At 68.5% G+C, this 25,507-nt stretch carries 22 protein-coding genes; 7 read left to right on the forward strand and 15 right to left on the reverse strand.

Annotated elements, in window-relative coordinates:
• Positions 1–11: 11 nt before the first annotated feature.
• Positions 12–1,208 carry an LLM class flavin-dependent oxidoreductase gene (locus tag C5C17_RS15075; RefSeq protein ID WP_181028624.1) on the reverse strand — a complete coding sequence of 399 codons (1,197 nt, stop codon included), beginning with the start codon at positions 1,206–1,208 and terminating at the stop codon, positions 12–14.
• A gap of 270 nt (positions 1,209–1,478) precedes the next feature.
• Between C5C17_RS15075 and C5C17_RS15080 the strand changes: the two genes are divergently transcribed.
• Complete coding sequence (locus tag C5C17_RS15080; RefSeq protein WP_181028625.1) at positions 1,479–2,555, forward strand: AraC family transcriptional regulator; 1,077 nt, start codon at positions 1,479–1,481, stop codon at positions 2,553–2,555.
• 10 nt (positions 2,556–2,565) lie between these two features.
• Here the strand turns inward: C5C17_RS15080 and C5C17_RS15085 are convergent, their stop codons facing one another.
• The 3 genes from C5C17_RS15085 to ppsA all read right to left on the reverse strand — a co-directional run bounded on the left by C5C17_RS15085 (position 2,566) and on the right by ppsA (position 6,854).
• Entirely contained in the window at positions 2,566–3,285 is a 720-nt protein-coding gene (locus C5C17_RS15085) for a riboflavin kinase (protein WP_181028626.1), read from the reverse strand.
• Positions 3,286–3,478: 193 nt separating this feature from the next.
• On the reverse strand, positions 3,479–4,306 hold the full coding sequence (locus C5C17_RS15090; RefSeq protein WP_104254215.1) for an alpha/beta fold hydrolase: 828 nt from the start codon (positions 4,304–4,306) through the stop codon (positions 3,479–3,481).
• Between the two features lie 118 nt (positions 4,307–4,424).
• Entirely contained in the window at positions 4,425–6,854 is a 2,430-nt protein-coding gene (gene ppsA, locus C5C17_RS15095; RefSeq protein WP_104254217.1) for a phosphoenolpyruvate synthase, read from the reverse strand.
• A gap of 124 nt (positions 6,855–6,978) precedes the next feature.
• On the opposite strand from ppsA, the gene C5C17_RS15100 reads away from it, so the two are divergent.
• A complete protein-coding gene (locus tag C5C17_RS15100; protein WP_104254219.1) occupies positions 6,979–8,418 on the forward strand; it encodes an XRE family transcriptional regulator in 1,440 nt (479 codons plus the stop codon).
• A 26-nt stretch (positions 8,419–8,444) separates the two neighbouring features.
• A complete protein-coding gene (locus C5C17_RS15105; protein ID WP_104254221.1) occupies positions 8,445–10,703 on the forward strand; it encodes a beta-glucosidase in 2,259 nt (752 codons plus the stop codon).
• A gap of 51 nt (positions 10,704–10,754) precedes the next feature.
• Here C5C17_RS15105 and C5C17_RS15110 read toward each other — a convergent pair whose 3' ends face one another.
• The gene (locus tag C5C17_RS15110) at positions 10,755–11,357 is read right to left on the reverse strand and encodes a TetR/AcrR family transcriptional regulator (RefSeq protein WP_104254223.1); all 603 of its coding nucleotides are present in this window, start codon (positions 11,355–11,357) and stop codon (positions 10,755–10,757) included.
• 151 nt (positions 11,358–11,508) lie between these two features.
• Here C5C17_RS15110 and C5C17_RS15115 point away from each other — a divergent pair, with 151 nt between their 5' ends.
• Positions 11,509–12,222, forward strand: a complete 714-nt coding sequence (locus C5C17_RS15115) for an SDR family oxidoreductase (RefSeq protein WP_104254225.1) — start codon at positions 11,509–11,511, stop codon at positions 12,220–12,222.
• Between the two features lie 90 nt (positions 12,223–12,312).
• On the opposite strand, the gene C5C17_RS15120 is transcribed toward C5C17_RS15115, so the two are convergent.
• The 3 genes from C5C17_RS15120 to C5C17_RS18390 form a co-directional block, all read right to left on the reverse strand.
• Entirely contained in the window at positions 12,313–13,173 is an 861-nt protein-coding gene (locus C5C17_RS15120) for an alpha/beta fold hydrolase (protein WP_104254226.1), read from the reverse strand.
• Positions 13,174–13,226: 53 nt separating this feature from the next.
• Entirely contained in the window at positions 13,227–14,222 is a 996-nt protein-coding gene (locus C5C17_RS15125; RefSeq protein WP_104254227.1) for an NADP-dependent oxidoreductase, read from the reverse strand.
• A gap of 225 nt (positions 14,223–14,447) precedes the next feature.
• Positions 14,448–14,843 (reverse strand): hypothetical protein, encoded by a 396-nt coding sequence (locus tag C5C17_RS18390; RefSeq protein ID WP_146079202.1) that lies wholly within the window; start codon positions 14,841–14,843, stop codon positions 14,448–14,450.
• A 224-nt stretch (positions 14,844–15,067) separates the two neighbouring features.
• Between C5C17_RS18390 and C5C17_RS15135 the strand changes: the two genes are divergently transcribed.
• From C5C17_RS15135 to C5C17_RS15145, 3 genes are all read left to right on the forward strand, one after another.
• A complete protein-coding gene (locus tag C5C17_RS15135) occupies positions 15,068–16,003 on the forward strand; it encodes an SDR family oxidoreductase (protein ID WP_104254230.1) in 936 nt (311 codons plus the stop codon).
• A 9-nt stretch (positions 16,004–16,012) separates the two neighbouring features.
• A complete protein-coding gene (locus tag C5C17_RS15140) occupies positions 16,013–16,858 on the forward strand; it encodes a helix-turn-helix transcriptional regulator (RefSeq protein WP_104254231.1) in 846 nt (281 codons plus the stop codon).
• A gap of 348 nt (positions 16,859–17,206) precedes the next feature.
• A complete protein-coding gene (locus C5C17_RS15145) occupies positions 17,207–17,977 on the forward strand; it encodes an SDR family NAD(P)-dependent oxidoreductase (RefSeq protein ID WP_104254232.1) in 771 nt (256 codons plus the stop codon).
• A gap of 377 nt (positions 17,978–18,354) precedes the next feature.
• Here the strand turns inward: C5C17_RS15145 and C5C17_RS15150 are convergent, their stop codons facing one another.
• From C5C17_RS15150 to C5C17_RS15180, 7 genes are all read right to left on the reverse strand, one after another.
• Positions 18,355–18,885 carry a hypothetical protein gene (locus C5C17_RS15150; RefSeq protein WP_104254233.1) on the reverse strand — a complete coding sequence of 177 codons (531 nt, stop codon included), beginning with the start codon at positions 18,883–18,885 and terminating at the stop codon, positions 18,355–18,357.
• Between the two features lie 24 nt (positions 18,886–18,909).
• Complete coding sequence (locus tag C5C17_RS15155; protein ID WP_104254234.1) at positions 18,910–19,422, reverse strand: heat shock protein transcriptional repressor HspR; 513 nt, start codon at positions 19,420–19,422, stop codon at positions 18,910–18,912.
• A gap of 8 nt (positions 19,423–19,430) precedes the next feature.
• Positions 19,431–20,441, reverse strand: a complete 1,011-nt coding sequence (locus tag C5C17_RS15160; RefSeq protein ID WP_104254235.1) for a DnaJ C-terminal domain-containing protein — start codon at positions 20,439–20,441, stop codon at positions 19,431–19,433.
• A gap of 114 nt (positions 20,442–20,555) precedes the next feature.
• On the reverse strand, positions 20,556–21,266 hold the full coding sequence (locus C5C17_RS15165; protein WP_104254236.1) for a nucleotide exchange factor GrpE: 711 nt from the start codon (positions 21,264–21,266) through the stop codon (positions 20,556–20,558).
• A gap of 2 nt (positions 21,267–21,268) precedes the next feature.
• Positions 21,269–23,134 carry a molecular chaperone DnaK gene (dnaK, locus tag C5C17_RS15170; RefSeq protein ID WP_104254237.1) on the reverse strand — a complete coding sequence of 622 codons (1,866 nt, stop codon included), beginning with the start codon at positions 23,132–23,134 and terminating at the stop codon, positions 21,269–21,271.
• Between the two features lie 213 nt (positions 23,135–23,347).
• Positions 23,348–24,118 carry a MerR family transcriptional regulator gene (locus C5C17_RS15175; RefSeq protein WP_181028627.1) on the reverse strand — a complete coding sequence of 257 codons (771 nt, stop codon included), beginning with the start codon at positions 24,116–24,118 and terminating at the stop codon, positions 23,348–23,350.
• An 85-nt stretch (positions 24,119–24,203) separates the two neighbouring features.
• On the reverse strand, positions 24,204–25,451 hold the full coding sequence (locus tag C5C17_RS15180; RefSeq protein WP_258066242.1) for a DUF418 domain-containing protein: 1,248 nt from the start codon (positions 25,449–25,451) through the stop codon (positions 24,204–24,206).
• Positions 25,452–25,507 lie beyond the last annotated feature (56 nt).

A 25,507-nucleotide genomic window follows, 5' to 3' on the forward strand; every position in this document is an offset into this window, starting at 1 on the left:
CGTGACCGCGCCTAGGCGCGCAGGCCCGCATCGCGCATGAGCGGGAAGATCTGCTCGTTCATCCGGTCGAGACCCTCGTCGTAGTCGACGAGCCCGGTGCAGATGCCGGTGATCCCCGACTCCTGCAGCTTGAGGAGGCCATCGACGATCATCTCGGGGGTGCCGACGAGCGGGACGAGCCCTGCTCTGAAGAACGTCTTGATCGTCTCGTCCTGCTTCGGGTCGGAGGACTGCTTGTAGTGATCCCAGCTCCACCCCCGCGAGTCCCCGTTGACGATGATGTGCTTGTACTTCAGTGCGCTCTCGTAGTCGCCCTTCTCCTCGATGTACTCGGCGTACTCGCGGGCTTCCTTCTCCGTGTCCTTGCAGATGATGTGCGCCCCGGACCACAGCCCGAGGTCCTCCCGGCCGGCGGCATTCGCGTTCGCGCGGAGCTTCGGGGTGACGTGCGCGCTCTGGTCGACGCTGCTGATAGCCGCGAACAGGATGTTCGCGTGCTTGAAGGCGAACTGCTGGCCTGCAGGGCTGGAGCCCGCGCTCATCACCATCGGGCCGGGCGTCTGCACCGGCTTCGGGTGCGACTGCGCACCCTGCAGGTTGAAGAAGTTCCCATTGAAGTCGAATTCGTCCTCGTCACTCGCCCAGAGTCGTTCGACCAGCGTCATCCACTCGTCGGCGAGCTCGTAGCGGACGTCGTGCTCTGGCACGTCGACGCCGAACATCGCGTACTCGGGCTTGAAGTACCCCGCCGTCGCGTTCAACCCCATCCGGCCGCCGCTGATGTGATCGACGGTCGCCATCATCTTCGCCGCCATGATCGGGTGGATGAAGGGGATGAGGCACGTGGCGAAGATCTGGATGTTCTGCGTGACGGCCGCGAGTCCCGCCGCCCACGTGAACGTCTCGTACTGCCGCCCCCAGGGCCGGTCGGGCCCGGACAGCCCCATCCATCGGGCGATCGGGATGAACCCGTCCACCCCGTAGGCGTCTGCCTTCTTCGCGAGGGCCTCGATCTCACCCCAGTTGCCGAGGCTGATGGTGTTCTCGGCGAGGTTCAGGCCGCCCTGCCCGGTGGAGACGTTCGCGCCGAAGACGGCCACCTTGAAGGCGTTGTCACCGCCGATCATGGGGGAAGCGTCGCGTTGCACCGTCTTGTCTGCGACGTAGTCGCGGGGCGCGGTGGTCGGATTCGGTTCGACAACAGTCATCGTTGATCTCCAAGTCGAGTTCGCGAGCGTGGGATGCGCTTCGCGGAGGTGGCGAGCGCGCAGCGAAGACCGAGCGGTGATGCTCGGGTCGGAAGCCTCGGCTCCATCAGCTGTGAAGGGTCCGAGGTTCTGGGATGTCCGACGGCTGCGTTGCTCGTATCGGTACATCCACAACGCTACGAGCGGGAGCGCCACCCGTCCCCGGACAACCACGACATCTCGGCCGGAAATCGCGCCAGGATCTCCGCGCGTGAGGAACTGCGACGCAAGATGGTGGTGAGCATCGCATCCGTCGACAGGGAGGTCAGGGTGAGGCTGGATTCGTATCGGAACCTCAGCGTTCCCAACTTCAGCGTCCATCTCCTCCGGGAGATCCTCGAGGAAGCGGGCCTCGACTGGCGCGGGGCGCTCGCGCGGGCGGACATCGCTCCGACCGTGGTCGAGCGCGCGGGAGGGACGATCCCGGCGCACAAGGAGCTCGCGTTCCAGCGGGAGTTCGTCTCGCTCACCCCTGATCGCGTCGATCTCTGGCTTCGCGCGGCTCGCGCCTACGCGTCGAGCACAACCGGTGCGAGGGGGATGGCGCTCGCGACGGCACCCACCGTCGCGGCGTGGACCGAGGTGGCAAGCAGCACCGACTACGCCCCGGGGATGCTCATCATCTCGCCGCTGCGCACGCCGACTGGGGTGGTGACGGGCATCGAGTTCAACTACTCAGAGACGCCGAGCGAGCTCATCCCGTTCAGCGTGTACCGGGACCTCACCATCGCCTCGCGCTCACTGGCCTGGCTGCACGCCAGCCCGTTCCCGTTCACTCGCGTGGAAGTCCCCATCCCCGCGATCGCGGCGCATCAGCTCGCCGACGTCGGCTGCCGAATCGACACCCGGTCGGATGCGCTCCGCCTCTGGTGGGACCCGGACGTCTCCCAGCAGGCGCTGCCATACGGCAACGCCTTCCAGCACGCCGCCTGGGTCCAAGCGGACCAGCAGGTCATCACCGCGTTCCGAGAAGCGGGTGATTGGCCCGCGACCGTCGCGCAGGTCGTGAGGTCCAGGCCGGAGCTCACGCGAAAGCTCGCCAATGTGGCCGCCGTGCTCCGCGTCTCCCCGCGGACGCTGCAACGACGCCTCGACAGTGTCGGTCACGAGTTCGGGGAGATCCGCGACAAGGCGCTGAACGATCTCGCGGGGGACCTACTCTCCAACACCGATCAGTCCATCGCGCAGATATCCCAGACGCTCGGGTACTCCGATCCGGCCAGCTTCACCATCGCGTTCAAGCGATGGACGGGGGTACCTCCGTCAGCGTTTCGCGAGGCCGCACGCTATGACGGCACCGCCAGCTGACCGCCGCCGATCAGCCGGCTTCGGTGAGCGCCGAAGGATCACGCGCGGCGTCGAAGCGTCCCTGCCGAAGCGACCTGAGATCGTCGAGCGTCGGGTAGCGCCAGCGCAGGTACTCCGTCCTGAGTCCCGTCCACGAGGACACCCACTCGAAGCTCAGGAGGTGCTCTGCCGGGCACGCGACGATCGCCTCGAGAACGGACGCGGCTCGGCGCCGCTCTCTTCGCACGAGCGCTTCGCTCCGGTCTCTCGGGCGACGGCGCTGCGAGGGCCCCCAGCCACGGCGATCCGGCCGAGTCGAGGCGCTCTCGTCCGCCTCCCGGCGCGACCAGGCGCGGACGGCCTCGACGTCCCTGGACAGCTGCTCGACGAGCGCCGCCTCGCTCTCGAAGCGCTCCTGCGGGCGGATTCGCTGGTGGAACGCGACTCGGACCGGCTCACCGTAGAGGTCGCCGGCGAAGTCGAGCAGGAAGACCTCGAGCAGCCGGGCGCCGTCCGCCCCGTAGTAGGTGGGTCGCGTCCCCAGAGAGATGGCGGCGACGTGCACAGCACCGCCCGCGTCCGGTGCGAGCTGGATGGTGCCGGCCCAGACTCCGTCCTCGGCGGCGGCGACCTCAGCTGTCACGTTCGCCGTCGGAAACCCGAGCAGGCGTCCGCGCTTGTCGCCGTGCTCGACGACTCCGTCGACCACAGCTCGCGGGTCGTTCTTCGATGTGCCTTCGAGATCGTTCATCGTCCTCAGCTTCTCCATTGAAGTCCTCAGGGCTGGGCGCCCCGACGTGGGCCGAATCGTGTCGGCCGAGGATGAAGCTCGACCAGTGATGATTCGTCAGCAACGCTAGACATGAGCTCTCGCTGTTGTCACCGCTTCGAGCGCCACTTCACCCGGAATACGCGCCAGTCCCGAACGACGCGCCGCGATCCGTTCAGACGGCCGACAGCCACCGCGTGAGCTCTGCCGCGAGCGCGGCGGGAGCGTCCAGCTGGATCAGGTGGCCGGCGCCGCCGATGAGGGTGACGGTGGCGTGCGGGATGGAGTCGCTGAGCCGTTGCGCGCGGTCGCTCGGGATCCAGGTGTCCTCGTTCCCCCAGACGATGTGCACGGGTTCGGTGATCGTGCCGTACAGCGGTTCGACCTCGTCCGTGAAGCGCTCGTCGGCCTGCGCGATCTGCCGGTAGAACGCCGCCTGCCCCTCCGAGTCAGCCCACGGCTCGATGAGCATGGCGAGGTCATCCGCGCCCAGGCCCGCGTGGCTGGCCCCGCGGATGTATGCCTCGATGGCGCCTCGATGCACGGCGGCCGGCAGCTGCTCGAAGACAGCGGCGTGCTCTTTGACGAGGGTGAAGAACGGCGACCCCCACGGCGACAGGGCGACGACGTCGACGAGGCACAGCGACGCGTACGCCGCACCGTGGAGCAGGCGCGCACGCAACGCCACCGCGCCGCCGAAGTCGTGGGCGACGACGTGCGGTCGTTCGAGGCCCCACAAGTCGAGCAGCTCCGCGAACAGCTCGCCCTGCAGCCCCAGGTCGACAGGATGCGACGGGTCCTTCGACGAGGAGCCGTAGCCGGGCATGTCCCACAGGTAGACGGTGAACTGCGTCGACAGCGCCTCCGCGATGGGCCGCCACAGTGCCGACGACCAGGGTGTGCCGTGCAGGAGCACGAGGGCGGGCCCTTCACCGAAGCTCTGCCAGTGGACGGACCGGCCACGCCAGGCGAGCACATGCGTTAAGGACTCGTCGATCTGCATCCGACGATTGTGTCATCCGTGGTCGGCGCGCCAGTCGACCGCAGTGCGACCGCGAGGACGAGACCGGTGCACAGCCCGCAGGCAGGGCACCGGTCTCAGGGGGTGGTCGAGACGCGCCTCAGTCCTTCGCGGCGAGCCTCGTCCACGTCTCGACGACCGTGTCGGGGTTGAGCGACAGCGAGGAGATGCCGCGGTCGAAGAGGTACTGGGCGAGTTCCGGGTGGTCGCTCGGCGCCTGCCCGCAGATGCCGACGTACCGGCCGTGCTTCGTGCAGGCCTCGATGGCGAGGTCGATGAGCCGAAGGACGGCGGGGTTGCGCTCGTCGAAGCTGTCCGCGATGAGCGCCGAGTCGCGGTCGATGCCGAGGGTGAGCTGCGTGAGGTCGTTCGAGCCGATCGAGAAGCCATCGACGACCTCGAGGAACTGCTCCGCGAGGAGTGCATTCGAGGGAACCTCGCACATCATGATCACCTCCAGGCCGTTCTGCCCCCGGCGCAGTCCGTTCTCGGCGAGGCGCTCGACGACGGCGCGTGCCTCCTCGACCGTGCGCACGAACGGGATCATGACCTTCACGTTCGTGAGCCCCATGTCATCCCGAACGAGCCTGATCGCCTCGCATTCGAGCGCGAACGCTTCGGCGAACTCGTCGGAGATGTATCGGGATGCGCCGCGGAAGCCGAGCATCGGGTTCTCTTCGACCGGCTCGTAGCGGGAGCCTCCGAGCAGTCCGGCGTACTCGTTCGACTTGAAATCGGAGAGTCGCACGATGACGGGCTTCCCATCGAAGGCCGCCGCGAGCGTCGAGACCCCCTCGGCCAGGCGACGCACGAAGAAGTCGGCCGGGGAATCGTACGCGGCGATGCGCTCGTCGATGGCGGCGCGGATGCTCTCCTCCTGGTCGCCGAGCTCGAGCAGGGCTCGGGGGTGCACACCGATCTGGCCCGAGATGACGAACTCCATGCGGGCGAGCCCCACGCCGTCGTTGGGGAGCGCGGCGAGCGTGAACGCGGCATCGGGATTCCCGACGTTGAGCATGATCTTGCCCGGCAGCTCCGGGAACGAGTCGAGCTCGATGCGCTCCACCTCGATGGGCAGGATGCCCTCGAGCACCGCCCCGGTCTCCCCATCTGCGCACGTCACGGTGACCTCGTCGCCGTCCGCGAGCCGCTCAGTCGCATCCCCCGCCCCGACCACCGCAGGCACGCCGAGCTCGCGGGCGATGATCGCGGCGTGGCAGGTGCGGCCGCCCCGGTTCGTGACGATAGCGGATGCGCGCTTCATGATCGGCTCCCAGTCGGGGTCGGTCATGTCGGCGACCAGCACGTCGCCCTGCTGGAACTCGCTCATCTGCGACGGCGAGGTGAGCAGGCGGACGACGCCGGCGCCGATGCGCTGCCCGATCGCTCGGCCCTCGACGAGCGTCGCGCCGCGCTCTAGCAGACTGTGCCGCTCGAGGGTGCCGGCGGCCCGCTGGGAGACGACGGTTTCGGGTCGCGCCTGCAGGATGTAGATGCGCCCGTCGATGCCGTCCTTGCCCCACTCGATATCCATGGGGCGGCCGTAGTGCTCCTCGATCGCGAGGGCCGCCTGGGCCAGCTCGGTGACCTCCGCGTCGGTCACGGAGAACCGCCGTTGCGCATCCACCGGCGTCTCGACGAACTCGGTGGTGCGGCCGACTCGGGTGTCCTCCGTGAAGACCATGCGCGTCGCCTTGCTGCCGACCCGACGAGAGAGCACCGCGGGCAGCCCCTCGCGGAGGGTGCGCTTGTGCACCGTGAACTCGTCGGGGTTCACCGCGCCCTGCACAACGCCCTCGCCGAGCCCGTAGGCGCTCGTCACAAACACCGCGCCGTCGTAGCCCGACTCGGTGTCGATGCTGAACATGACTCCGGCCGCGCCCTCATCGGAGCGCACCATGCGCTGAACGCCGACCGAGATCGCGACCCCGGTGTGCGCGTAGCCCTGGTGCACGCGGTAGGCGATGGCCCGATCGGTGAAGAGCGACGCGAAGACCTTGCGGGTGGCGGCAAGCACGTTGTCGATGCCGGCGATGTTGAGGAACGTCTCCTGCTGCCCCGCGAACGACGCGTCCGGCAGGTCCTCGGCGGTCGCGCTTGAGCGCACCGCGACGAGGAGCTCGCCGTCGGTCTCGGCCTCCAGCGCCGCGAACGCCTTCCGGATGGCGGCCTCCAGCTCGGGCGCGAGCGGTGCGGCTTCGATACGAGCGCGGATGCGGGCCCCGACGATCGCGAGGCGCGCCACGTCGTCGACGTCGAGGCCCACGATCTCTCCGCGGATCCACGAGTCGATGCCCGTCTCGCGCAGGTGACGGTTGAAGGCGCTCGCCGTCGTCGCGAAGCCGTTCGGCACGCGCACTCCGGCGTCCTGCAGGTTGGCGATGAGCTCGCCGAGCGAGGCGTTCTTGCCGCCCACCTCAGGAATATCGCCGAGCCGCACGGCACTGAAGGGGAGCACGTAGACGTCGTCGCGGGCGGATGCGTCTGCGCCGGAGTCTGCGGAGAGCGGGGGTTCGTGGAGCAGAGTCATGGTGGGTCCTTCTGGTGTCGTCGTTGACGGGTATTGACGGGTGACCCCAGTATTCGGCGCATTTCGCGTGCTCTTTCAAAGAAATGTGCGTAAAGAAATTCTGTTCTTGCGCTAGCGTCATGCCATGCCCGCCGACGTGTACACCGCCTCCGTGCTCGGAGCCCGCATCCGCCACTACCGCTCGCTCGCGAAGCTCACGCTCGACGACCTCGCGGCACTGCTCGAGACGAGCCCCAGCCGCATCTCGCTCATCGAGAACGGACGGCGCGAGCCGAAGCCGTCAGAGCTGCCCTCCTTCGCGAGGGCGCTCGGGGTGACGGTGGAGGACCTCGTGCGCGCCGAAGCTCCGAACAGCCGAGCCGCGCTCGAGCTTGAGCTGAAGCGCGCCCAGGCCTCCCCGCTGTTCGCGGGCCTCGGCCTGCCGAAGCTGCGCGGCGGCAAGGGCATGCCCGACGACACCCTCGAGACGCTCGTCGGCCTCCACCGTGAACTCGAGCGTCGCGCACAGACCGCATCTGCGACACCAGAGGAGGCGCGCATCCGCAACACCGAGCAGCGGGCGTGGATGCGGGAGCGGAACAACTACCTGCCCGAGATCGAGGCGGTGGCCGAGGAGCGCCTCAGCCAGGTCGGGCACGTCGCCGGAGCGCTCACACACCGCGAGGTGCACCTCATGGTCGAGCAGCTCGGCCTCGAGATCGTCTACGCCGACGACCTGCCCCGCTCGACGCGCAGCATCACCGACCTCGAGAACGGACGCATCTATCTGCCGCCGGAGTCGATCCCGGGCGGCCACGGGCTGCGCTCGATCGCCCTGCAGGCCGTCGCCCACCGCATCCTGGGCCACACGCCGCCGGACTCGTACGCCGACTTCCTGCGCCAGCGCCTTGAGATCAACTACTTCGCCGCCGCCTGCCTCATCCCGCGCACGCAGGCCGTCGACTTCCTGAGCGCCCGCAAGAAGGACCGCGACCTCGCCGTCGAGGACTTCCGTGACGCGTTCGGCGTCACCCACGAAGCCGCAGCCCTGCGCATGACGAACCTCATGACCGAGCACCTCGGGATGCGCGTGCACTTCCTCCGCGTCGGTTCCGTCGGCGAGGTCTACAAGGCCTACGAGAACGACGACCTGCCGCTGCCGCTCGACGTGACGGGCGCCGTCGAAGGGCAGATCGTCTGCCGCAAGTGGGGTGCACGCCGGGCGACGGAGATCGAGCACCGCACCACCGAGTTCTGGCAGTACACGGACACCCCGGCCGGAACGTTCTGGAGCACCATCCAGACCGGCAAGTCCGCCGAGGGGGTGTTCTCGATCACCTTCGGGGTGCCCTTCGACGACGCCAAGTACTTCCGCGGGCGCGACACCGACAACCGCCAGGTCTCGCGCTGTCCCGACGAGACCTGCTGCCGGCGACCCGACCCGGCGCTCGCGGCCCGCTGGGCGGGACGCGCGTGGCCGAGCGCGCGACTGCACGCGCAGATCCTCGCATCCCTCCCAGCAGGCCGCTTCCCAGGCGTCGACGACAGCGAGATCTACGCTTATCTGGAACGGCACGCGCCCTGATCTCCGGGCCGCGAGCACTCCCCCGCATGACCGATCGGAGCATCACGATGACCCACGCGGAGCACCTCGACGATCTGACCATCGAGGAGAAGGCGTCCCTGACGAGTGGTGGCAGCTTCTGGTCGACGAAGGCGGTCGATCGAGTTGGTATCCCGGCGGTGACGCTGACGGATGGCCCGCACGGCGTGCGCTTGCAGCGTCAGGGCGGTGACCACCTCGGGCTCGCCGACAGCGTGCCAGCCACCTGCTTCCCGCCCGCCGTGGCGCTCGGTGCGAGCTGGGACGCGGACCTCGCTCGCCGCGTGGGAGTCGCGCTCGGCGAAGAGGCCAAGGCGGAGGGCGTCGGCGTGCTGCTCGGGCCGGGCATCAACATCAAACGCTCCCCGCTCTGCGGCCGCAACTTCGAGTACTTCTCGGAGGACCCGCTCGTGAGCGGCGTCATGGGCTCGGCGCTCGTGGGTGGACTGCAGAGCCAGGGCGTCGGCTCGTCGCTCAAGCACTTCGCCGCGAACAACCAGGAGACCGACCGCCTGCGGATCAGCGCCGACGTCGACGAGCGCCCGCTGCGCGAGATCTACCTGCGCGCCTTCCAGCGGGTCGTCACCGAGCAGCAGCCGTGGACGGTCATGTGCTCGTACAACAAGATCAACGGCGTCTACGCCTCCGAGAACCACTGGCTCCTCACGACCGTGCTGCGGGAGGAGTGGGGATACGAGGGCCTCGTCGTCTCCGACTGGGGCGCCGTCGACAACCGGGTCACCGGCGTCGCCGCTGGGCTCGACCTCGAGATGCCGGCAAGCGGTGGTCGCACGGATGCGGAGCTGGTGAAGGCCGTGCGCTCCGGTGACCTCGACGAGCAGCACGTGACCACGGCCGCCCGCCACGCCCTGGAGCTCGTCGACAAGATCGTGGCGGGCGCAGACGCATCCGCGAGCTACGACGTCGACGAGCACCACGCACTCTCCCGCGAGGCGGCTGGACGCAGCATCGTGCTGCTCAAGAACGACGGCAACCTGCTGCCCCTCGACCCCGGCTCCGACGACACCCTCGCGGTCATCGGCGAGTTCGCGCGCACGCCCCGCTACCAGGGCGCCGGCAGCTCGCTCATCAACCCCACCCGACTCGATGACGCGCTCAGCGCGCTGACCAAGATCGCCGGAGACCGGGTGCGATTCGCGCCAGGCTTCACGCTCGACGGCTCCGGCGACGCTGCATCGATGCGTGCGGAGGCAGCCAGCACCGCCGCAAGCGCATCCGTCGCCGTGCTCTTCCTCGGCCTCCCCGCCCACGAGGAATCCGAGGGCTTCGACCGTGAGCACATCGACCTCCCGGCCGACCAGCTCGAGCTCCTCGCCGCGGTCCAGGCCGCGAACGAGAACGTGGTCGTCGTGCTCTCCAACGGCGGCATCGTGCGCACCTCGACCTGGCAGCACCTCGCTCCCTCGATCGTCGAGGGCTGGCTGCTCGGCCAGGCCGGCGGCGGCGCGACCGCCGACGTGCTCTTCGGCGTCGTCAATCCCTCTGGGCGCCTCGCCGAGACCATCCCGGTGCGCCTCGAGGACTCCCCGGCCCACCTCGGGTTCCCCGGCGCGTTCGGCCACGTCCGCTACGGCGAGGACATCTTCGTCGGCTACCGCGGCTACGACGCGCGGAGCACGGAGGTTTCGTTCCCGTTCGGCCACGGGATGTCGTACACGAGCTTCGCCTACGACAACCTTGCCGTCGACGTCCAGGACGCAAGCCTGCGCATCCAGGTGGAGGTCACCAACACGGGCAGCCGGGACGGGCGGGAGATCGTGCAGGTCTACACGGGACTCCCCGACTCGGCCGTGCCGCGCGCGACTCGCTCGCTGGCCGCGTTCACGGTCGTCGACGTGGCTGCAGGCTCGACGGCCACCGCCACCGTCGACGTCCCGCGTTCCGAGCTCGCCTACTTCCACCCCGTCGCCGGGCAGTGGACGGTCGAAGGCGGCGAGTACCGCGTCGAGGTCGGCGCCTCGAGCCGGGACATCCGCGTCTCCACGCACGTGAGCGTCGCGGGTGACGACCTCGCACTGACCTTGGACGAGACCTCGACCATCGCGGAATGGCTGGACGACGAGCGTGGTGGGCCGCTGCTCCGCTCCACCCTGCTCGACGGCGAGAGCGGCCTGTCCGGGATGCTGGCCGACCCGGAGATGCTCAAGATGCTCGGCTCGATGCCGCTCGGCCGGGTGGCCGCGTTCCCGGGAAGTCCGCTCGACGAGGCGGGGCTCTACGAGCTCGTGCGGAGCGCCAAGCACTAGGCGCCGGCCTCCGCGCCCGGTCCGGTTCACTGCCGCCGGACCGGCGCGGGGTCAGGCGGGCAGGATCGCGGCGACCTGCGTTCGGACCTGCTCGACGATCTCATCGACCGAGAGCGCGGCGTTGATCGACGCGGCCATGGTGGTGAACATGATCGCGGAGACGACCTGCGCGAGGACGCGGGCGGTGTCGCCTGTCGCCACGGTCTCGCGCGCGATGACCTCAGCGACGAGGTCCTGCGTCTGGCTCGTCAGCGTCAGCGCCTCAGCGTGCCGCGGCTCCTGCGGGTCGCCGAAGACCATCTCCCGAAGGTAGGTGCGGCCGTTGTCGACCTGCTTGCGATTGCAGGCCACGACGGGGCGAAGCACGGCGAGCACTCCGTCGAGGGCGCCACTCGCCTCAGCTGAGGCCGCTCGGCCCTCCTCGAGCGCACTTTCGTAGAGCGAGTTCTGCACGAGGAGCAGCAACTCACCCTTGGTCTTGGCGTAGAGGAACAGCGTGCCGGTGCCGATGTCGGCCCGGTCCGCGATCTCCTGCGTCGTGACATCGTCAACCCCGCGCTCAGCGAAGAGCTCGCCGGCGGCGGCCATGATGCGCTCGAGCTTGTCGAGCTTGTTCCGCTCACGGCGACCCATCGGACGGGCGTCGGTGGTCATCGGATCTCCTCCGGGAATAGATATTGAGCAGACTCAGTTATGAGTTTAGTCGCTATCGACAGAGGACCGGTACTCACGCCGATTCTTCCACGCCGCCCCAGGGCCCGTCATCACCATTGACCAGACGACCCGAGTAACAGAAAGACCACCCGTGCCCTCACTCAACGGAGCAGTTGTCCTCGTCACCGGCGCGAACGGGGGCATCGGCACGAACTTCGTGCGCGAGGCTCTCGCCCGCGGCGCCGCCAAGGTCTACGCCACAGCCCGCACGCCACGCACCTGGGACGACGAGCGGGTCGTGCCGCTCACCCTCGACGTCACCGACTCGGCATCCATCGCGGCCGTCGTCGAGGCGGCGCCGGACGTGACGGTGCTCATCAACAACGCCGGTGCCTCGGTCTCATCCCCGGGCATTCTGTCGCACAGCGATGAAGAGATTCGGGCGAACGTCGCGACCAACTTCCTCGGACCCGTCTTCCTCGCGCGCGCCTACGCGCCGCTCCTCGCGAACCGTGAGGGTGCCGCCATCATCGACGTGCATTCGGCCCTCAGCTGGTACGCAGTCAATGGCATCTACAGCGCCACGAAGGCTGCGCTCTGGTCGGCGACGAACTCGTTGCGCCTCGAACTGCTCCCCGTTGGCGTCCACGTGGTTGGCGTCCACGTGGGCTGGGTCGACACGGCCATGGCCGCGCACACGGACGACCCGAAGACCGACCCGGCCGTGCTGGCCTCGAAGGTCTTCGACGCGACCGAAGCTGGCGACTACGAGGTGCTCGCCGACGAGACCTCCGTGCAGTTGAAGGCCGGACTCAGCGCGCCGCTCGAGGCGGTCTACCCGCAGCTCGGTAGGGCGACCAGCTAGCAGCAGACCCCCGAATACAGAGTGGCGCGGCTCACAGAGCTCTCTGGAAGCCGCGCCATTCCTGCGGACATCTGACCGGGCCCACCAGCGCTACCGGGTGAGGAACTCGACGGCGACCGGGGCGAACTGGTGGTGATACTGGAAGATGCCGCCGTGGCCCGAGTCGGAGTACATGACGAACTCGGAGCCGGCGATGCGCCTGTGCAGGTCGCTGGAGAGCACCGATGGAACCATGCGGTCGTTGTCGCCGTTGGCGATGAGGGTCGGCTGCGTGAGCTTCGAGAGGTCGGAGGGCGCGGAGCGGCCGTAGCGCTGGATGGCCCCCAGCTGCGTCTGGAACGCTTTCAAGCTGATCGACGTGTCACGGTCGACCGTGCGTTCGGACAACCGGGCCACGAACGCTTTCGCGGCGCGTTTGCCACGGTCGTCTCGGTTGAAGAAGAGAAACTCCTTGATATCGGAGCGGGTGAGGATGGAGCGCACGAGGTCGAGGTAGGTGACGCCGACGACCTTGTCCATGTCCTTCCCGCCGCGCGGGCCGGTGCCCGTAAGCACGAGCCGACGCACGAGGTTGGGGTGCTTGACGACGAGGTCCTGAGCGATCATCCCGCCCATGGAGAAGGAGAAGATGTCGACCTTGTCGTAGCCGAGGGCGGTGATGAACTCGTACGCGTGGTCGGCGGCTTCCTCGATGGTTCTCGGGACGGTTCCCGTTGAGGCGCCGACCCCCCGCTGGTCGAAGGTGATGACGTGGCGCTTCTCGGCGATGGGGTCGACGATGCGGGGGTCCCAGTTGTCGAGCGTTGCGGCGAGGTGCACGAAGAAGATGACGGGGATGTCCCCCTTGGGGCCGAGCTCGCGGTAGGCGTAGCTGATGCCGCCCACGGCGATGTTCTTCGCCGGGGCGAGCGCGTAGGAGGTGACGACGGGTTCATTGGCTGCAGTGCTCATGCTGTTCTCTCTTGGAACGTTGAGGGAGTGAGTGGGGGTGTGACCGCTGCTGGTCAGCGTTTGCTGATGACTGCCTTTCCGCGAATGCCGCCGCCCCTCAGCGATTCGAGCGCCTGCACGGTCTCGTCGAAGGGGAAGACTCGCCCCAATATGGGCTTGACCGCTCCACGCTCGACGAGCGCGGTGATCTCACGCAGCTGCTCACCGCTCGCTCGCATGAAGAGGAAGCGGTAGTCGACGCCGAGCCGCTTCGCCTGCTTGCGTACCTTGCCGCTGAGCCCGGCGATCGCGAGGCGCAGCAACGGGTTCAGCCCGGCGCTCCGCGCGAAGTCAGGGGTGGGCGGCCCCGAGATGCCGACGGCGATTCCACCGGGCTTCAGGATGCGCAGGGATTTCTCGAGGTTCTCGCCGCCCAGGCTGTCGAGCACGAAGTCGTAGCCGCTGAGCAGCCGCTCGAAGTCGTCGGCTCGGTAGTCGATCGCGCGGTCGGCGCCGAGCCCACGGACGAACTCGGCATTGGCCGCGCTCGCCGTGGTGGCGACCTCGGCACCGAGGTGCTTGGCGAGCTGGATCGCGATGGACCCGACGCCGCCCGCACCGGCGTGGATCAGGACCTTCTGCCCGGGCTGCACCTGACCGATCTCGACGAGCGCCTGCCACGCGGTGAGCGCGACGAGCGGGAGCGAGCCCGCCTCATCCATGGAGATGGACGACGGCTTAGGCGCCACATCCGCCTCATCGATGGCGATGCGCTCGGCGAACGTGCCGATGCGGTGGTCGCGGGGCCTCGCGTAGACCTCGTCGCCAGGGCGGAACGCGCGGACGGCGCCACCGACGCGGAGGACCGTTCCGGCGACGTCGTGGCCGAGGGTGAGTGGCAGCTTGTACGGCAGGATCTGCTTGAACTCGCCGATGCGGATCTTCTCGTCGAGCTGGTTCACGCCGGCAGCCTGCACCTGAACGAGCACGTCGTTGTCACCCACGGCCGGTTCGGCGGCATCGACTTCGCGCAGGGGCGTCTTGTACGTGGGGAAGGTGAACGCTCGCATGGGTGAGACTCCGGGGTTGTGCCGCTTGATCGCCTGGCAAATGCCGAGCGTACTCAATTCTGAGTCGCCTCAGTAACTCTGTCAAGGTCTCCCCAGTGGCAAGGCACGGCAGCCTCGGGTGCACTACTCCCCCGGGATGCGACGAGGTCTCGTTCGTGTGCCGCTGAGCGCACCGAACCATGAGCACCTCACCGCGGCACCCCGCTCGCCCCCATGAGCCCCGAGTCAGCTCTGGTCCCACTCGCTGGCGACGATGACCGTCCCCGGTGGCAACGCCCGCAGCTCCGTGATCCGTGCCGCGGCATCGACCGGTGCACTCTCGAGCGTGAGATCGCGGAGACCGTAGCGCTCCGCGCGTCCATACAGGTCGATCACGCTCTCGACGTGCAGCTCGTACCGCGTCGGGTAGCCATCACCGCGGGAGCTGATGACCCCCTCCCGCTCGACCATCCCTCGCCAAGGATGCGGCTCACCGCAAGCGCAGGCACCGCCGACGAATCGGGACTCGCACGACGAGATGTCCTCATCGCCGATCGTGTGCAGGCGACTGTCCCAGCCTGGCAAGCGGTGGTCCTCACTGGCTCCGTCCGTCCACCGGAGATGCGTGTGGAATCCGATCATGGTGTCCCCCTCTATCGTTGCCGCCAGTCTCTCGCCGACCACCGACAATCGCGCACTCGATGATCGACGCCTGCCAGCGGAGCTAGCCAGGGACCGCCGATCCCTGGATGAGCGAGCCCTGAATCGACGAGGATCGAGGCAACAGACTGGGCCAAGCAGCCAGACTGCGCATTCGCTTCATCACCGTCAGCGGGCCCAGCGCCCACAGGACTCAGGAGAATCCCGTGCCGAAGAACCTCGACATCCAAGTTCCATCCCTCAACGGCAAACTCGCCCTCGTCACCGGCGCGAGCGACGGCATCGGCTTCCATATCGCCGCCCGCCTCGCCCGCGCTGGCGCCGAAGTCGTCATGCCCGTCCGCAACCGAGAGAAGGGCGAGAAGGCCGCCGCGCGCATCAGGACCTCGAACCCGAGCGCGAAGCTCGAGCTGCGCGACCTCGACCTGTCGTCGCTCACCTCGGTCGCGGCCCTCACGGACGAGCTCGTCACCGAGGGACACCCCATCAACATCCTCATCAACAACGCCGGCGTCATGACGCCGCCAGAGCGTCGCGAGACCAGAGACGGCCTCGAGCTGCAGTTCGGCACCAACCACCTCGGCCACTTCGCGCTCACCACCGGCCTCCTCCCCCTGCTCAAGGAGGGCAAGGCGCGCGTCACCACGCAGATCAGCGTCGCCGCCAACCAAGGCGCCGTGAACTGGGACGACCTCAATTGGGAGCGCGGCTACAGCAGCATGGGCTCGTACAGCTCGTCGAAGATCGCCACCGGCCTCCTCGGGATGCACTTGCACCGCCTCAACGAGGCGAACGGCTGGGGCATCCAGAGCAACCTCTCTCATCCCGGCATCTCCCCCACGAACCTCCTCGCGGCGCAGCCCGGCATAGGCCGCGCCAGCGACACCACCGAGGTGAAGGTCATCCGCGTGCTCTCCCGCATCGGCATCGCCGGCACCCCGCAGAGCGCCGCCCTCCCCGCGGTCCTCGCGGCCACGAGCCCGGACGCGAAGGGCGGGCGCCTGTACGGGCCGAAGGGGCCCGGTCACGTCGGCGGCCGCCCGGCCGAGCAGAAGCTCTACTCGCGAGTCACCAGCGAAGCGGATGCGCGCCGCCTGTGGGAGCTGTCCGAGCAGCTCGTCGCCGAGCACGTGGCCAGCTAGCGTCACCTCATGGACAGAGCCCAGCTTGCCGATTTCCTCCGCAACCGCCGCGAGGTGCTGCAACCCGAGGACGTCGGACTGCCCAAGGGTCCGCGCCGCCGCACGGCGGGCCTGCGGCGCGAGGAGGTGGCCTCGCTCAGCGACATGTCCGTCGACTACTACAGCCGACTCGAGCAGAGTCGCGGGCCGCAGCCATCCGAGCAGATGCTCGCCGCCATCGCCCGCGGACTGCGCCTCACCGTGGCAGAACGGGACCACCTCTTCCACCTCGCAGGCCAGCAGCCGCCGAAGCGCGCGATCAGCGGCGAGCACGTCGCGCCGGGACTCATGCGCATCCTCGACCGGCTCGCCGACACCCCAGCGCAGGTCATGACCGCCATGGGCGAGACGCTCGTGCAGACACCGGCGGCACGGGCGCTGTTCGGCGATGAGACCCGCTTCAGCGGCAACGCCCGCAGCGTCGTCTACCGCTGGTTCACCGACCCGAGCGCGCGCGACGTCTACCCAGACAGCGACCACCAGAAGCTGGGGCGGGCGTTCGCGGCGGATGCGCGCGGCTTCGCAGCCCAGCAGGGTCCGAACTCGCGTGCGCAGCGGGTCGTGGATGCGCTCCTCGCCGAGAGCCCGGAGTTCGCCGAGATCTGGGCCGACCACGAGATCAACGCGACGCACGAGCTCGAGAAGCGGGTGCAGCATCCCGAGACGGGTGTCATCACGGTGCAATGCCAGTTCCTCGTCGACCCTGCGCAGGGCCAGACGCTGCTGGTACTGACAGCCACGCCCGGCACCGAGAGCCACAACCGACTGCAGCTGCTCTCCGTGCTCGGCACGCAGCGCCTGACCGCCGACGCCTGAAGCCGCGACCACCCCCGCGACCGCGGCACGACAGCGAGCGCGACCGCATTCACCCCCCCGACCGGGCCCTGAAGTTGTGGCGTTGTGCTGCTTCATCACTTCCCAACGACAAGTCGCCACAACTCTGCGCCGCGAGGCCGCGGCCACCGGGGCCGGGGCCGGGGCCTCGCGCGCATCCGTGGCGGACGAGCATCCTGGCCCGCCAGGCACATCCGCTGTGTCAGTACACAGTGGATGCGCATGGGCCGCCCCTAGCCTGGGGGCGCCGCCCGAGGCACGGCCCAGGCGGTTGACGACTGCCGCGGGCGATCGGCGTCACGCGGGTACCGACGACAAGGGAGTTGCAACATGACAGATTTCACCGGACGCTCAGTGCTCATCACCGGCGGCGCGGGCGGCATCGGCGCCGCGACCGCCGAGGAGTTCCTCAAGCTCGGTGCCCGCGTGGCGCTCGTCGACCTGTTCGCCGAGCCGCTCGAGGCCACGCGCGAGCGCCTCGCGGCACACGGCGACGTCATCACGATCACGGCCGACGTCACCAATGAGGCAGACGTCGAGCGCTACGTCGCCGAGACCGTCGAGGCGTTCGGCACGATCGACGTGTTCTTCAACAACGCCGGCATCGAGGGCGCCGTCGGCCCGCTCACGGAGGCGAGCGTCGACAACTACGAGAAGGTGTTCGCCGTCAACGTCCGCGGAGTCTTCCTCGGCATGAAGCACGTCCTCAAGGTCATGACCGAGCGCGGCAGCGGCAGCATCATCAACACCTCGTCGGAGGCCGGCCTCGACGGGTCGCCGGGCGTCTCCGCCTACGTCGCGTCGAAGCACGCCGTCGTCGGCTTCACGAAGTCGGCCGCGCTCGAGGTCGCACCGACCGGGGTGCGGGTCAACAGCATCCATCCCTCTGGCGTGAACACGCAGATGGTCCGCCGCCTCGAGGAGGGCTTCGGCGGCGGGGACGTCGAGGCCGCGAAGGCCGGATTCCAGGCCGCGATCCCGATGGGCCGGTATGCGGAGCCGCTCGACATCGCGCGCGTCGTCGTGTTCCTCGGCTCGGATGAGGCGTCGTTCGTGACCGGCGCGCAGTGGCGCGTCGACGGCGGCAACGGCGCCCGCTGACCGGAGCACCCTCCGCACAGCGCGGGAGCGCAGGCCAGTCGGATCACCCGCACCAGTCGTGGCACCGCGCCTGATCTGCACGCAGAGGCACGCAGACAAAGTTGTGGCCCGATGCTGCTCCCGAGAACGGGAACAGCACCGGGCCACAACTCTGCGGTGCTCGCGGCTCACCTGGGCGCCTCACGCACGGGTACCGCCCTCCCGCGGCACCCGCGGCACCCGCGGCCCCCCACCCGCCACCACGCAGGCAAAGTTGTGGCCCGTTGTCGCTCCCGCAAGCGGGAACGACAACGGGCCACAACTCTTCGCGCTGCAGGGCCTCACCAGCCGACGCCTGGCCCCTGGTCGCTGACCTCCGGCCGCACTCGCGCCGCCCTTCAGGCGAGGCTCGTCAGCACGAACAGCGTCGCGCGCAGCGGCGAGAGGGCGATGGCGACCGCGAGGTCGCGAGGCGTGCACCCGGCCTCGAGCCGATGTGACGTGAACGACGCCCCGCTCGTCACGACCGGCGCCCCATTGCGGGAGAGCTGAACGCTCGAGAGGCCGACGCCGCGCATCGTCCACTCGGTGCCGTCGACGCGAGCCCGCACCGTGCGCGAGCGGCGAGTGAGCTGAAGGTCGAATCCCCGAGCATGCGGCTGCGTCACCTCGCCGGCGACACCGCCGACGACGAGCTGCATCGGAAACCGGAACGTACCCTCGGGTGCGACCCACGCCGCCCCGCGGTGGTGCTTCTCGTCGGCGATGAGCTCGGCGGCCGGGAGGCCGTCGCCGGAGGCCGTCGCGCGCCAGGGATCAGCCGAATACACGAGCGCAGCCGCGCCGAATGGGGTCTCCGACCGCCACACCTCCTCCAGCGACCTGTGGGTGATCGGGAACCGCTGGGACCTGAATGCACGGATGCTCACGTCACGACCCGTTCCGCGGCCTGGCTAGTCGCTCGCCGGCTTCTTCGCGGAGGGGCGGCGTCTGCGCACGGGGCGCGGGCGCTCGTCGGCGTCGACCTCCGCCTCGTGCACGCGTGCCGGCCGCCAGACGACGACCTCGGTACGGCGTGCCGTGCGGCGTCCGTGCGCGAGCGGCACGACGTCGCCTCGCTCGCCAGCCGCGAAGATGCGGCCACCGAGGCGAGTGAGCCGCTCGTCGGCCAGCTCCGCCTCAAGCGCCCGCACGCGCCGCCGCAACCCGAGCACCTCACGCTGCAGCTCGAGCACGCGCGCGATGCCTTCGAGGCTCACGCCCTCGTTGGAGAGCACTGCGATCTCGCGCAGCTGCGCCACGTCGCGGAGCGAGTAGCGCCGCACGCGGCCCGCCGTGCGCTGCGGAGTGACGAGCCCCATCCGGTCGTACTGCCGCAGGGTCTGCGGGTGCATGTTCGCGAGCTCGGCGGCCATGGCGATCGCGAAGATCGGGGCGTCCTCGTCGAGGTCGGAGGGGAATGCCATGAGCGTCCCTACCGGCCCTGGCGGGCGAGGCGGAGGAGATCTTCGCGCGGGCTCTCATCGCCGGACGCCGCGACGAAGTCAGCGAGCGCCTTCTCCTGCGCGCTCGAGAGATGGTTCGGAACGGCGACCTCCAGGTGCACGAGCAGGTCGCCCTTGCCTTTTTTCGTCTCGATGCCGCGGCCCTTGACGCGCAGCGTCTTGCCGTTCGGGGTGCCGGGCGCGACCTTCACGCGCACGGTGCCGCCGTCGACGGTGGGCACCTCGATCGTGGCGCCGAGCACGGCCTCCGCGAAGGAGACGGGCACGGTGACCTCGAGGTTCAGGCCGGAACGCGTGAACACCGGGTCGGGACGCACGGTGACGGTGAGGATCAGGTCGCCCGCCTCGCCGCCGTTCGGGCTCTGACCGCCCTTGCCGCGGAGGCGGATCTTCTGCCCGTCCTCGACGCCCGCCGGAACGCGCACCTTCACGACCCGTCCGTCCTGCCCCTGCAGCTCCACGGTGTCGCCCTTGATGGCGGTCATGAAGCCGAGGGTCGTGGATGCGCTCTGGTCGCGACCCTTCTGCGGCCCGGTCTGGAACCCGGCGGGGCGACCGGCACCGCCGCCGAAGCTGCCGGCGCCGAATCCGCCGCCACCTCCACCGAACATGGAGCCGAGGAGGTCCTCGAAGTCGGCGTTCGACGCACCGCGGCGGGCACCGCCGCCGTTGAACATCCCGCCGAACACGTCCTCGAAGCCCGCGCCTCCGGGGCCGCCTGGCCCCTGCTGGAATCGGGCGCCTGAGCCCATCGCGCGCATCTGGTCGTACTCTGCGCGGTGCTCTGGGTCGGAGATCACTGAGTAGGCCTCGGAGATCTCCTTGAACTTCGCCTCTGCAGCGGTGTCTCCCGGGTGCGAGTCAGGGTGGTACTGACGCGCGAGCTTCCGGTACTGCTTCTTGAGGTCTTTTTCGTCTACGTCCTTCGATACGCCGAGCACCGCGTAGAAGTCCTTGTCAAACCAATCCTGACTGGCCATATGGTCCTTCTGTTCCTAGGAATGAGCATGTCTTCTGGATGAACACGAGAGGGGGCCCGCTTCTGCGGTGCCCCCTCCCGTGTTCGATCGGTGCGGGTGCGCCGATCGCGGTGCTTACGAAGCGGGTACGAACACCGCTGCCTTCGCGACGCGGACCACGCGGTCTCCGACCGTGTAGCCGCGCTCGACAACATCGGCGATGGTGTCGGTCGTGACGCTCGGGTTCGGCAGCTGCGCGATCGCCTCGTAGCGCTGCGGGTCGAAGGCCTCGCCGGCCTCGCCGTACGCGGTGAGGCCGAGGCGCTCGACCGCTGTGCGGAGCTTGTTGGCGATGACGGCCATAGGCGTGTCCTCGACGAGGTCGCCGTGCTTCTGGGCGCGGTCGAAGTCGTCGAGCACGGGGAGGAGGGAGCGGAGCACCTCAGCCTTGGTGGCGTCGTATGCTTCGGTCTTCTCCCGGTCGGTGCGGCGGCGGTAGTTGGCGTACTCCGCCTGGACGCGCTGCAGATCCTGGAGGCGCTCCTGGGCGAGATCGCTCTCACCAGGGGTGCCCTCGGTTGGTGCGTCCTCCGCGCCTTCGCCACTGAGGAGCTTCTCGAGATCCTCAACGCTCAGGCCTTCAGCCGCGGCTTCAGCAGCCTCGCCGGTCGCCGGGTCGGCGTCGTCCGTGGTGGACTCCGCCGACTCGGCGCCAGCAGCCTTGCCGAGGTCGCGAACTTCGCCAGTCTCCGGGTCGATCCGACGCTTGTCGTTGATGATCGGCTCGTTTGCTTCTCCCGAGTTCTCGGGACCGCGTGCTTCTGACTCGTTTCGCTCTTCAGCCATGACTACTTGTTGTCCTTGTCGTCCTCGTCATCCACGACCTCGGCGTCGACGATGTCATCGTCGGCAGCCTGGTCTCCGGCGGGTGCGTCAGCCGTGGGGGCCTCCGCTGCCTGCTCAGCCTGTGCTGCGGCGTAGATAGCTTCGCCGAGCTTCGTCTGGCTGGTGTTGAGCTTGTCGAGCGCCGACTTCACTGCTGCGTCGTCGTCGCCTGCGAGGGCCGTCTTGAGGGCGTCGACGTCGCCCTGGACCTCGTTCTTGACGTCGGCGGGGAGCTTGTCGTCGTTCTCGGTGAGCACCTTCTCGACCTGGTAGACCGTGGTCTCGGCGATGTTGCGCTGCTCGGCGCCCTCGCGGCGCTTCTTGTCCTCTTCCGCGTGCTCTTCGGCCTCGCGGACCATGCGCTCGATGTCTTCCTTGCCGAGGCTGGAGCCACCGGTGATCGTCATCGACTGCTCCTTGCCCGTGCCCTTGTCCTTCGCGGAGACGTGCACGATGCCGTTGGCGTCGATGTCGAACGTGACCTCGATCTGCGGCATGCCACGGGGGGCCGGTGCGATGCCGGTGAGCTCGAACGTGCCGAGGTTCTTGTTGTCGCGGGTGAACTCGCGCTCGCCCTGGAAGACCTGGATCTGAACCGACGGCTGGTTGTCGTCGGCCGTCGTGAAGGTCTCGCTGCGCTTGGTCGGGATGGCCGTGTTGCGCTCGATGAGCTTGGTCATGATGCCGCCCTTGGTCTCGATGCCGAGGGAGAGGGGCGTGACGTCGATGAGGAGGACGTCCTTGCGCTCGCCCTTCAGCACGCCGGCCTGGAGAGCGGCGCCGACGGCGACGACCTCATCCGGGTTGACACCCTTGTTCGCTTCCTTGCCGCTGAGCTTCTTGACGAGCTCGGCGACTGCCGGCATGCGGGTGGAGCCACCGACGAGCACGACGTGGTCGATCTGGTCGACCTTGATGCCGGCTTCGCGGATGACATCCTCGAAGGGCTTGCGGGTGCGCTCGAGGAGGTCCTTCGTGAGGTCCTCGAACTTGGCGCGAGTGATGCTCGTGTCGAGGTTCGCGGGGCCGTTCTCCGTGAGGGAGAGGTAGGGCAGCTGGATGCTGGCGCTCGTGGAGCTGGAGAGCTCCTTCTTCGCCTGCTCGGCCGCTTCCTTCAGACGCTGGAGGGCGATCTTGTCGTTCGCGACGTCGACGCCGGTCTGCGACTTGAACTCCGTGATGAGGTACTTGACGAGGCGGTCGTCCCAGTCGTCGCCACCGAGGCGGTTGTCACCGGCGGTGGAGCGGACCTGGATGGTCGAGAAGTCGTCGTCCTTGCCCACTTCGAGGAGGGAGACGTCGAACGTTCCTCCACCGAGGTCGAAGACGAGAATGAGCTCGTCTTCCTTGCCCTTGTCGAGGCCATATGCGAGCGCGGCCGCCGTGGGCTCGTTGATGATGCGGAGCACGTTGAGGCCCGCGATCTCGCCGGCTTCCTTCGTGGCCTGACGCTCAGCGTCGTTGAAGTACGCGGGGACGGTGATGACGGCGTCGGTCACCTTGTCGCCCAGGTACTGCTCGGCGTCGCGCTTGAGCTTGCCGAGGATGCGCGCCGAGATCTCCTGCGCGGTGTACTTCTTGTCGTCGATGCCCTGGGTCCAGGTGGTGCCCATGTGGCGCTTGACGGAGCCGATGGTGCGGTCGACGTTGGTGACTGCCTGGCGCTTGGCGGTCTCGCCGACGAGCACGTCGCCGTCCTTGGTGAAGGCGACGATGGACGGGGTGGTGCGGAAGCCCTCGGCGTTTGCGATGACCTTCGGCTCGCCACCCTCGAGGACTGCGACGCAGGAGTTCGTGGTTCCGAGGTCGATTCCAACAGCACGTGACATGTGTGGTTCTCCTTTTGTAGAGCTGCTTGTGTGAGTCTGAGTCGGCCCGGCCTGCTGTCTCGATCAAACGCTTCGTCGAGGTGCGAGCAGACCTGAGCCGTATGCGCTCAAGTTTACTCGACACCGACCTTGCGTCAAGCCAGCAGGTTGAGAGTTGAGTGGGAGCGACTCAAGTCTTCAGGTGTGCGCGACAACCGGACCAGTGCGCGAGTCCTACGGCGGTGCTGCACCATCGGGGCCGGGGTTGACCGAGATCGAATGGCCGATCTCCGCCCTCACCCGGAGCATGGATCTCGCGAGCACGTCGAGCTGAGCCTCGTTGTAGAGCGCACGCATCGACTCGACCATGGCGCTCTCCGCGAGCGGCTGTGCCTGCCGGATGCGCGGCTCGGTGAGCAGCCACGGGTAGCGGTCGAGGTTCTCGCGAAGCGCCGGCAGCATCTGGCTCACGAGCGCGACCCGTTCCTCCTCGTCGGCATCGGCGGGTAGCGCCTCGAACGCCGCGTCGAGGTCCTGGTACCGCTGCTGGCCGTCCTCGAACATCTCCTTCACGTCGGCCATCGCCGCGTCGTCATAGACCTGCGCGAAGATCGAGGCGAGCGAGCGATCTGTGGGCGTCATGCCCTCGGCGATGCCCTCGAACCCCGTGGGTGTGTCAAGCGGTGCCCCGTGGGCGAGCAGCGAGCCGACCTCGTCTCGAACCCGCCCGAGGCGCCGGATGCTCGCCTCGAGCTCTGCGTGCAGCTCACGCAGCAGCTCGCGCTGGTCGCCTCCGGCCACCGCATCCGGGATCTTCGAGAGCGACACCCCGAGGTCGCTCAGCCGTCGCACCTGCAGCACCCGGACCAGGTGCTCGACCCCGTACCGCTTGTAGCCGTTCGCCTGCCGCTCCGGCTCCGCCAGCAACCCGATCGAATGGTAGTGACGGACCGTGTTCACCGTGGTTCCCGCCAACTGCGCGAGCTGGCTCGTGCTCCAGACCATGCGTTTCCTCCCTGCGCCGAGTATCACAGCGGCTACCGACAATCTCCGTCGAGGGCCGGTTCGGGCGGACCCCGCCATCCGCGCTTCATGCGCGCTTGCGGAGCGTGCGATAGCTGAGCTTCCGCAGCGCGACCTCGGCCGGGCCTCGCACGTTGCGACGATCCAACAGGTAAGCGACAGCGACCGTGATCATCCACGCGCCGATCGCGACGACCATCGCAGACCAGCTCGACAGGTGCGCCCCCAGACCGAACCCCCAGGCCGCGAGCAGCGGGACGAACAGCAGGGATTGCATGAGATAGCCGCTCAGCGACCGTCGCCCGAGCGCCAGCAGCGCCCTCCCCGGGAGGCGCAGGCCCGACCCTCGCGTCTGCACGTGGTGCGCGATGAGGCCGAACGCCGCGGCGTAGCCCACGCCCGCGAAGATGCCGGTGAAAAAGTGCACTGACCCGAACCCCGCCGGGTTGGGAAGGTCGAGCATGTCGAAGTGCACCATCACCTGGACGAGACCGGCCGACCAGCCGACGCCGATGCCACCGATCGCCGCGGTGCGCAGCAGTCGCAGATGCTTCGCTGGCTCCTCGAGGATGCGGTGACGGGCGGCGAGCAGACCGAAGAGGAACGCGGTCGGAAGCGCAAGCGAGGCCACGCCGCTCAACAGACCGGGGAACCAGGCAGCCACCCGCAGCACCAGGGCCGCGAGGACATCGGTCTCGGCGAGGATCGGCTGCTGCGCGTTCGGAGCGGAGGGCAGGGGCGGGAGGAGCTGCATGGCGGCGAACGATCCGACGGCGAAGACGAAGCCGACCGCAAGCAAGACGCCGATCCAGACCTTCAGCGTCCGGTCGCTGCGGTTGAAGAAGAGGGGCACCATGATGAGTCCGATGAGCCCGTACGTGCCGAGGATGTCGCCCTGCCACAGCAGGACCGCGTGCACGAGGCCGAACGCGAGCAGCCACCAGTGGCGCGTGCGCAGCAGCCGACGCGCATCCTTGACCGGCAGCCCCTTCGCCACCTGCCGCGAGTACAGCTGCCAGATGCCGTAGGCGAAGAGGAAGCCGAACATGGTGTGCGTGCGGGTGTCGACGACGACGATGGTGAACGCCTGAGCGATCCGGTCGGCGAGGTTGCCGTCGGCGGGATGCATGAGCGTCGCGCCGATCTCGGACGTGAACAGGAACCACGGCGTGTGGGCGAGCGCGATGAGCAGCAGCATCATGCCCCGCGCGAGGTCAGGGGCGATGGCGCGCTCGGAGACCGGGGTCGGGGCTGGCGCGTGCCCCGGCGCCGGCGCTGGGCCGGGTTCATGTCTCTGGCCGGTGCTGGTGGTCACGGTGGATGCTCCTTCGTGGGATTGCATGCATCCATCGGACACCGTGTGGTCGCCAC

It is taken from the genome of Pseudoclavibacter sp. RFBA6 (assembly GCF_002931575.1).
In the GTDB taxonomy this organism is placed as follows: Bacteria; Actinomycetota; Actinomycetes; order Actinomycetales; family Microbacteriaceae; genus Pseudoclavibacter; species Pseudoclavibacter terrae.

Excerpts from the sequence above, each read along its gene's own strand:
- C5C17_RS15075 (WP_181028624.1), bottom strand. The coding sequence starts at position 1,208 with ATGACTGTTGTCGAACCGAATCCGACCACCGCGCCCCGCGACTACGTC.
- C5C17_RS15080 (WP_181028625.1), top strand. The coding sequence starts at position 1,479 with ATGGTGGTGAGCATCGCATCCGTCGACAGGGAGGTCAGGGTGAGGCTG.
- C5C17_RS15085 (WP_181028626.1), bottom strand. The coding sequence starts at position 3,285 with ATGAACGATCTCGAAGGCACATCGAAGAACGACCCGCGAGCTGTGGTC.
- C5C17_RS15090 (WP_104254215.1), bottom strand. The coding sequence starts at position 4,306 with ATGCAGATCGACGAGTCCTTAACGCATGTGCTCGCCTGGCGTGGCCGG.
- ppsA (WP_104254217.1), bottom strand. The coding sequence starts at position 6,854 with ATGACTCTGCTCCACGAACCCCCGCTCTCCGCAGACTCCGGCGCAGAC.
- C5C17_RS15100 (WP_104254219.1), top strand. The coding sequence starts at position 6,979 with ATGCCCGCCGACGTGTACACCGCCTCCGTGCTCGGAGCCCGCATCCGC.
- C5C17_RS15105 (WP_104254221.1), top strand. The coding sequence starts at position 8,445 with ATGACCGATCGGAGCATCACGATGACCCACGCGGAGCACCTCGACGAT.
- C5C17_RS15110 (WP_104254223.1), bottom strand. The coding sequence starts at position 11,357 with ATGACCACCGACGCCCGTCCGATGGGTCGCCGTGAGCGGAACAAGCTC.
- C5C17_RS15120 (WP_104254226.1), bottom strand. The coding sequence starts at position 13,173 with ATGAGCACTGCAGCCAATGAACCCGTCGTCACCTCCTACGCGCTCGCC.
- C5C17_RS15125 (WP_104254227.1), bottom strand. The coding sequence starts at position 14,222 with ATGCGAGCGTTCACCTTCCCCACGTACAAGACGCCCCTGCGCGAAGTC.
- C5C17_RS18390 (WP_146079202.1), bottom strand. The coding sequence starts at position 14,843 with ATGATCGGATTCCACACGCATCTCCGGTGGACGGACGGAGCCAGTGAG.
- C5C17_RS15140 (WP_104254231.1), top strand. The coding sequence starts at position 16,013 with ATGGACAGAGCCCAGCTTGCCGATTTCCTCCGCAACCGCCGCGAGGTG.
- C5C17_RS15145 (WP_104254232.1), top strand. The coding sequence starts at position 17,207 with ATGACAGATTTCACCGGACGCTCAGTGCTCATCACCGGCGGCGCGGGC.
- C5C17_RS15155 (WP_104254234.1), bottom strand. The coding sequence starts at position 19,422 with ATGGCATTCCCCTCCGACCTCGACGAGGACGCCCCGATCTTCGCGATC.
- C5C17_RS15160 (WP_104254235.1), bottom strand. The coding sequence starts at position 20,441 with ATGGCCAGTCAGGATTGGTTTGACAAGGACTTCTACGCGGTGCTCGGC.
- C5C17_RS15165 (WP_104254236.1), bottom strand. The coding sequence starts at position 21,266 with ATGGCTGAAGAGCGAAACGAGTCAGAAGCACGCGGTCCCGAGAACTCG.
- dnaK (WP_104254237.1), bottom strand. The coding sequence starts at position 23,134 with ATGTCACGTGCTGTTGGAATCGACCTCGGAACCACGAACTCCTGCGTC.
- C5C17_RS15175 (WP_181028627.1), bottom strand. The coding sequence starts at position 24,118 with ATGGTCTGGAGCACGAGCCAGCTCGCGCAGTTGGCGGGAACCACGGTG.